This window comes from Methylobacterium sp. WL64, from assembly GCF_008039945.1.
GTDB lineage: Bacteria > Pseudomonadota > Alphaproteobacteria > Rhizobiales > Beijerinckiaceae > Methylobacterium.
Genome location: NZ_VRVA01000187.1, coordinates 1 through 6948 on the forward strand (window position 1 = coordinate 1; position 6948 = coordinate 6948).

The 6948-nt window shown below is 58.3% G+C and carries 8 protein-coding genes and 2 pseudogenes; 7 read left to right on the forward strand and 3 right to left on the reverse strand.

Going from position 1 to position 6948, the window contains the following annotated elements; genetic code table 11:
• Positions 1 to 218, reverse strand: a 218-nt coding sequence (locus FV242_RS31750) for a transposase (RefSeq protein WP_147941702.1), incomplete at its 3' end; no start/stop codon positions are given.
• A 144-nt stretch (positions 219 to 362) separates the two neighbouring features.
• On the opposite strand from FV242_RS31750, the pseudogene FV242_RS31755 reads away from it, so the two are divergent.
• Together FV242_RS31755 and FV242_RS31760 are read left to right on the forward strand one after the other, a co-directional pair.
• A pseudogene (locus FV242_RS31755) lies at positions 363 to 1255 on the forward strand (IS5 family transposase); the annotation flags it as partial.
• 352 nt (positions 1256 to 1607) lie between these two features.
• Positions 1608 to 1844, forward strand: a complete 237-nt coding sequence (locus FV242_RS31760; protein ID WP_147941703.1) for an RNA-binding protein — start codon at positions 1608 to 1610, stop codon at positions 1842 to 1844.
• Here the strand turns inward: FV242_RS31760 and FV242_RS31765 are convergent.
• Positions 1841 to 3271, reverse strand: coding sequence for an AAA family ATPase (locus FV242_RS31765; protein ID WP_210248987.1), 1431 nt, complete (start codon positions 3269 to 3271; stop codon positions 1841 to 1843). The two genes, FV242_RS31760 and FV242_RS31765, sit on opposite strands and share 4 nt — an antisense overlap.
• 228 nt (positions 3272 to 3499) lie before the next feature.
• Here FV242_RS31765 and FV242_RS31770 point away from each other — a divergent pair, with 228 nt between their 5' ends.
• Positions 3500 to 4387: a DDE-type integrase/transposase/recombinase gene (locus FV242_RS31770; protein WP_147941704.1), complete on the forward strand. Its 888-nt coding sequence runs from the start codon at positions 3500 to 3502 to the stop codon at positions 4385 to 4387.
• Here the strand turns inward: FV242_RS31770 and FV242_RS35220 are convergent.
• Entirely contained in the window at positions 4375 to 4749 is a 375-nt protein-coding gene (locus tag FV242_RS35220; protein ID WP_210248988.1) for a hypothetical protein, read from the reverse strand. The two genes, FV242_RS31770 and FV242_RS35220, sit on opposite strands and share 13 nt — an antisense overlap.
• Positions 4750 to 5580: 831 nt before the next feature.
• Here FV242_RS35220 and FV242_RS31780 point away from each other — a divergent pair.
• The 4 genes and pseudogenes from FV242_RS31780 to FV242_RS31795 form a co-directional block, all read left to right on the forward strand.
• On the forward strand, positions 5581 to 5844 hold the full coding sequence (locus tag FV242_RS31780) for a hypothetical protein (protein ID WP_147941705.1): 264 nt from the start codon (positions 5581 to 5583) through the stop codon (positions 5842 to 5844).
• Positions 5845 to 5853: 9 nt separating this feature from the next.
• Positions 5854 to 6072, forward strand: a pseudogene (locus FV242_RS31785) (IS5/IS1182 family transposase); the annotation flags it as partial.
• Positions 6069 to 6395, forward strand: a complete 327-nt coding sequence (locus FV242_RS31790; RefSeq protein WP_147941706.1) for a hypothetical protein — start codon at positions 6069 to 6071, stop codon at positions 6393 to 6395. The pseudogene FV242_RS31785 and the gene FV242_RS31790, both read left to right, overlap by 4 nt.
• A 171-nt stretch (positions 6396 to 6566) precedes the next feature.
• Positions 6567 to 6948, forward strand: a 382-nt coding sequence (locus tag FV242_RS31795) for a nuclear transport factor 2 family protein (protein ID WP_147941707.1), incomplete at its 3' end; no start/stop codon positions are given.

Consider the following 6948-nt stretch of genomic DNA (forward strand, 5'->3'; position numbering starts at 1 on the left):
AAGTGATGCATCGCCTGATGGGTGGCCTGGACACGCGCTGGCGCGATCCGGGCCGCCATCGGCTCGATGCTCTTGCGAGCACCCGGCAGGAGGAGACCCGTACAGTAGGCCTTCAGCGGCGCGATCCGATCAGCATGGCCCAGGACGCCTGACAAAGCCTTCAGATAAGCCGCAAAGCGCGGCTGGTTGGCAGCCAGCGGGGAGTTCAAGCGATCCATGCCTCGCTCCATTACGAGATCGAATCGCAAACCCTACACCCAAAATTTATGACACAGTAGTACTAGCAGGCTGTTGATGAAGTCCGTGGCGTGGCCGAGCGGAGCATGATTCACTCCTTCCCGGGAGCGCTTGGGGGAAGGCGGATGCGGGGTTCGGATCAGCGGTCGGGGACGTTGTTCTCCTATGTGGACCTGGAGGCTCGGGTCAGTCCCGACCACCCACTGCGGACGGTCCGGCAGCTCACGGATGTGGCGCTCGCAGCGCTGAACCAGGACTTTTCAGCGCTCTACGCGGCGCGCGGATGGGGCGTCCGTCGATCCCGCTTGAGATGCTGCTGCGAGCGATGCTCTTGCAGGCATTCTACTCGATCCGCTCGGAACGGCAGTTGATGGAGCGGCTGGAGTTCGACCTGCTGTTTCGCTGGTTCGTAGGGCTGGGCGTCGACGATCCGGCGTGGGATCATTCGAACTTCAGCAAGAACCAGGACCGGCTGCTGGCCGGTGAGATCGCCGCCAAGTTCCTGGCGGCCGTGCTGGCCCAGCCCCGGGTGAAGCAGCTCCTGTCCAGCGACCACTTCAGCGTTGACGGCACGCTGATCGAGGCCTGGGCCTCGATGAAGAGCTTCAAGCCCAAGGATCAAAGCGGGGATCAAGCGCCGCCGCCGCCCGGCGGGCGCAACATCGAGGTCGACTTCAAGGGTCAGAAGCGCTCAAACGAGACGCACGCGAGCACCACCGATCCCGATGCCAAGCTTTATCGCAAGGGGCCGGGTATGGAGGCCAAGCTCTGCTTCATCGGCCACGCCCTGATGGAGAACCGCTCGGCCCTGATCGTGGACACCTGCCTGACGTCCGCGGACGGTCACGCCGAGCGCATCGCAGCTTTGGCGATGATCGAGCCGAGGGCGGACCGACCTAAGGCGATCTCACTGGGCGCCGACAAGGCCTACGACGCGGAGGACTTCGTCAACGAGCTGAGATCGATGAACGTGCGAGCACACGTGGCCCAGAACACCAACGGGCGCCGCTCGTCGGTAGTGTCTCAGTTTGAAATCCGACCCCGAACGGTTGAACCTCGTGTTCCCGTTCCGGTCCCTCGCACGATCCCTCCCGCTGGCGTATGCTTGGCGCCAAGCAGGAGACACATATGGCAGAGAACCCATCTCATTCCGATTTAGGCGAATTGGTCCTTGAAGTCTTCCATGCGGCTGGCCGACGCGTGGGGGCGATCATGCAACCTGCCGGGATTGTAGAGTTTTTCGAACGCTCAGATTTGACGCGCAGGCAAGCGCAAATTGGAATTGATTACGCTCTCGAACGAGGTTGGATTGAGTTGGAAGGGATCAGAAGCTATCGGCTAGTCGGCATGGCGAATAGGAGCGCTCTGTGATGCCCACCGGACCAAAGGGCCAGCACCGCCCCGCCGATGCCATCGGCAACGCTATTCGTGTGGCTCAGATCGCCACTGGTGAGGCCGAAGAGGACTTCGGCCCCGAGAAGCCTGAGAAGAACGAGGCTGCGGCCGAGATGGGGCGGAAGGGTGCCGCGGCGCGATCCGCAGCTATGACGCCGGAGCGTCGAGCTGAAATCGCGCGAATGGCGGCAGAGAAGCGGTGGAAGCGCTAAGGTAGCGAGTCTCCGATTGCATCAAGGATGGGCTGTAGGACGAGCCTTGGAGTGTGCTCAGCCCATTCAGAACACATTGCCTGCCAAAGAACGTCACCGCCGCATCTTAGGTGGTTAGCAGCGTCTGGTATCCAATCATGATGATCCCTTAAAGTCATAGCTCTAGTGCAGTGATCAGCGACATCAGAAATACCTCTTCCAATTCGAAGCGGCACGTTGAGCCAGTTTTTCGTTTTCAGTTCTTCAAAAACAACTCTTTCAGGCGCATCATCACCTGGCAGTAAGACGCATCCTGTTGCTTGTCCTTGGTCTCCGTCTAAAAATATAACAGTTGCCTTAGTGAATTTGGCCTTTAATTGCCCTAAAGCAACGCCCAGATTTGCAGTTCCGTATGGAATAACAATACATCTTGTAAAATACTCTGGAGCGTGGCGGCTGAGTATTTCTCCTATAAATGTTGCCGCACGGTTGTCTTCAACAAAAATTTCGCATTCAGGATGATCTTCGTCATCCATTTTTGTCATAGAAAATGCGGCACTTACTCCGACCAAAACATCTTTCTCGGAACCGCTACCCCCGCCGGCATTTACGTACAGCCTGGCACCCATTGGAAGCTCATCCAGTATATAGGGAGAGTGCGTACTAATAATAAATTGACACTCCTTATCTCTTGCGATTACAGCCAAATCACGCATCAGCCTTCGCTGCATTCGCGGATGCAGCGAAGACTCTATTTCATCTATCAAAACTAGACTATTTTGTTTAATGGCGGTTTTAAGAAATTCAACTGTTGTAACTTCACCTGCGCCATGATGAAAACCTGAATTAACGCTATCTCCTCGAGTTAGAACTGGAATTTCTCGAGTACCATCAATGTTTGATTTTGATATTCTCGCTTCATCGTATGAACGTCCCATAATGTTTGATAGGCGAGATAGTTGTTCTTGATCAAATTTTACGGTAGACTTTTCTTGGTGTTTGTTTTTTGCAATTCTAGCATAACCAACCCGTGTTCCTATAGGCTGAAGTCTATCTAGGCCCAAATAAGATACTAAGCGATCTGGCCTTTGTGGCTGGCCAAGCCAGCGACTGGATGGTTTTCGTATAGACCCCTCCTGGGACTGTGGGCCTTGCTTGTATCCGAATCTAATTCTAACATCTTTTACCTTATCCCATGCTGTTTCCGGAAAGAATTCCGAGGGATACCACGTCCTTCCAGATGTTGCCTTGTAAGCACATGCCGCAGACTGCAAAACTGTTGTTTTTCCTGCCCCGTTTTCTCCAACGATAGCGGTTATTGGAAAATCAAAGCTAATTTTTTGACCAGTCCATCCTCTAACGCCAGCTATTTCTATCCATTCGAGAAACTTAGGCCAGCCGCTACGCTGCTGCCATTTGGTTTCAAGCCGTCTCATTTCTCGTTTCATCAAACGTCCTCCTCGCATCCACGCGTGAGGATAACGTAGCGGACAAGCGATCTCCGCGACACACCAAAAGCCGAATATTTTTTCTAGATGGAAACTAACGGCTCGAACCGGTCGTTCTGAGCCCGGAGCAGTGACACATGTTGCTGCCGGTCTGGAGCAACGCCCGGCATAAACCCACGGTTCTACCATATGCTTGACGCCAAGCATAAAAGTTCATATACAGGAGGCGTGAACAAGCTGCCCCTCGCGAAGCGCGTCCAGATCCTCAGCCTGCTTTGCGAGGGGTCCAGCATGCGGTCGATCAGCCGCGTGGTGGACGTGTCGATCAACACGGTGTCGAAGCTGCTGGAAGACGCCGGAAAGGCATGCGCGGCCTACCACGAGGCGAACGTGCGGGGCGTCTCGGCCAAGCGCGTCCAGTGCGACGAGATCTGGTCATTCTGCTACGCCAAGGCGAAAAACGTCGCCACGGCGAAGGCCGCACCGGAGGAAGCCGGGGACGTATGGACGTGGACAGCCCTAGACGCGGACAGCAAGTTCATCGTGAGCTACCTCGTTGGCGGGCGCGATGCCGAGTACGCCAACGAGTTCATGGCGGACGTGGCAGGCCGTCTGACGGACCGTGTGCAGCTCACCACGGACGGGCACCGCGCGTACCTCGACGCTGTGGAAGACGCCTTCGGCGCCGATGTAGACTACGCCATGCTGGTGAAGTTGTACGGGGCCTCTCCGACCGGCGTGCAGGGTCGCTACAGCCCAGCCGAGTGCACGGGCATCCGCAAGACCACGATTGAGGGAAGGCCCGATAAGGCGCACGTCTCCACATCCTACGTCGAGCGCCAGAACCTCACGATGCGGATGAGCATGCGGCGGTTTACCCGGCTCACGAACGCGTTCTCAAAGAAGTTCGAGAACCACCACCACGCGCTGGCGCTCTACTTCATGTTCTACAACTTCGTGCGCATCCATAAGACGCTGAAGGTGGCGCCTGCGATGGCGGCTGGCATCAGCGACCGGCTGTGTAGCATGGAGGATGTGGCGGCACTAATTGAGGCGACCGCGCCCGCTTCAGCCAAGCGCGGTCTCTATAAAAAGCGCGAGCTTCAAGCCATGTGAGGCTTGGTGTTCCATATGTCGATCAGGCGGAAGGCCGCGTCGAGCGAGCACGCCTTACCAAGAATATTGATGCCTTCGGTTATGCCAGCGTCGCCAGTTTCGAACAGGAAGTATCCCCCGAAGCCGAGGTGGTCAGCGGCGGATGCCTTGATCGTCTCCTGAGACAGGGTAGCAATGTGAATGCTGCGGCCGAAGCCGAGGCTTACACTCGCGAGAATGTCGTCCATGGCTTTGCTCCCCACCGTTGAGCGGCCCGCACCGCGGATCTCCGCCAACGAACTCGCCTTGTATATGGTCTCTTCGGATACCGCACGCTTCGGGATCGTGAGGCGCGCCAAGGCGCCGAGTATGCCGCCGATCATCCGATATCGATATGCGCGCGGGCCGATTTGCGGGTTCCTGACCGACCAAAATCGGCGTCTGGATCCGCTCGTGGCTGCCGAGGAAGCGTGCAGACGATACGTCCCAGTCGTCCCTAGCGCAGGACGACGCGCGGCAAACGATAGAGGTGCTGCATGCCATTCAGCGAATGGCGAACACCCTGGGGACCTACGATTTTGTGAGCGCTCCTCAGGACCAGCCCAAGCTCCAGCTTGGGGGCGTGGAGGTGTCGGTTCGCGCTGATATGATCGTGCACGGCGCTACACGCCGACAGGAACTATATGGCGCTGCCGTTCTGCGGCTTACTCAGGATGATACTTCTACAGAGGCCGCCCGCGAGCAGCGGCGTGAAATGGGGACCTACGTCGCAACCCTTGCTCGAATACACGCAGAGCGTAATTTGCCTTCAAATCGGACGGTCGCAAACCGGCTGTGCATGTCTATCGACGTGCAACACGGAGAAGTATTTCATGCCCCGGACGCGATTGTCAGGCGCTCGAACGATTTAGAAAACGCGTGTCGGATGATCGCTGCAATTTGGGACCTAGCCTAGTGGGTCCTGTGCGATGATAGAGGCTGGTGCGCCCACAACGAGCAAGCGCGGGCCGTACAAGAAGCGACAGGAGCTTGGTGCGTGACGATAGAGCAGGATGCGAGCCAAGGCTCGAAATCAAAATGGGGCATCAACCTCAAGGCCGTGCAATGCCCCAATTGCAAGGCAGACCTTGCTAAAGTACGTGTGCCGAAGACTTGGAAACAGATCCTGTGGGGAGGATGGACGTGTGAGGCATGCGGGTGTGTTATGGATAAGCATGGACGTCAGATCTCAAATTAGTTTTTATGGGTGCAATATGCCTGAGTTTATCGTTCGGCTATTCCGTGGCGGCGTCGCCGATGATGCCGGGCCGCAAATCATTGAGGCTGCCGACCCAAAAAGTGCGGCTGAACAAAGCTTGGGACGCCCGGTTCGAGGTGAAGCCGGAAAACTGGGCGAACTGTGCGCGACTGTGAAGCGGCGCTACTCAACCGCCTCGAAGCCAGATGCCATTTTCTACGAAGACCAAAATTCAAACTGAGACACTACCCGCTCGTCCATCGATAGGCGAACCACCCGCCATGCCGGCTATGGCATGAGCCAGAAGATCCGCAAGCGCATCGAGGAGGGCTTCGGCTGGATCAAGACCGTCGGTGGCCAGCGTAAGACCTGCTTCAAAGGCCGCAACAGGGTCGGATGGGCCTTCGCCTTCACCGCGGCGGCCTACAACCTGGTTCGCCTGCCCAAGCTGCTCGGAGCTCTGGCGTGAGCGTCTTGGGCAAGTGGCGGATCGTCGAGCTGCCCGGCTACGCGGACGACTATGCCGACATGGTCGAGCCGGCCTACATCCTCTTCGAGGCCACCGGCGGCGAGTTCGCCTTCGGATGCGTCACCGGGGCCTTTGCCGGTGGTGGTGATTACGCTGCCGTTGAGTTCGACTGGTCCGGGAACGACGAGATGGACGAGGCCTGCGGCGCCGGATGGGCCGAGATCCAGGCCGACGGCTCGCTTCGGGGCGAAATCGGCTTCCACGCCGGCGACAAAATCCCCTTCATCGCTCGCCGCTGGCCGAGTTCTTCAACAGCTTGCTAGGTTCGCCGGGATACGCCCGCGAAGCATCGGAACGGCGCCAAGACGACGGCGTGGATGGATTGACCCAGCGAAACTGGACGCCCGGTTTGGACGTGACTGGTTCTATCCGCTCGAAGGGCTCGCGTCATACAGAATGGGTCGCATCTGCCGGAAACACGGGCTTTCGCATCCATGACCGACGCCGACCTTCCCGCAGCCCGCCGAGCCCTGCTCGAGCGCCTGTTCGCGGCCTTCAACCGCCACGACGCGGATGGCGTCATGGCCTGCTTTATACCCGAGGTGGTGTTCGACACCGCCGCCGGGCCCGAGCCGCATGGTTGCCGCCTCACAGGGCAGGATGCGGTGCGAGCCGCATTCGTGAGCGTCTGGACCGACATGCCGGACGTGGCCTGGACGGTCACCCGCCACACCCTGGCGGGGGAGCGGGCCACGTCGGAATGGCTGTTCACCGGCACCCGGGCCGATGGCGGCCGGGTCGCCGTGGAGGGGGTCGACCTGTTCGTGTTCGAGGGAAGGCTGATCGCCCGCAAGAGCGCCTTCCGCAAGGACCGCC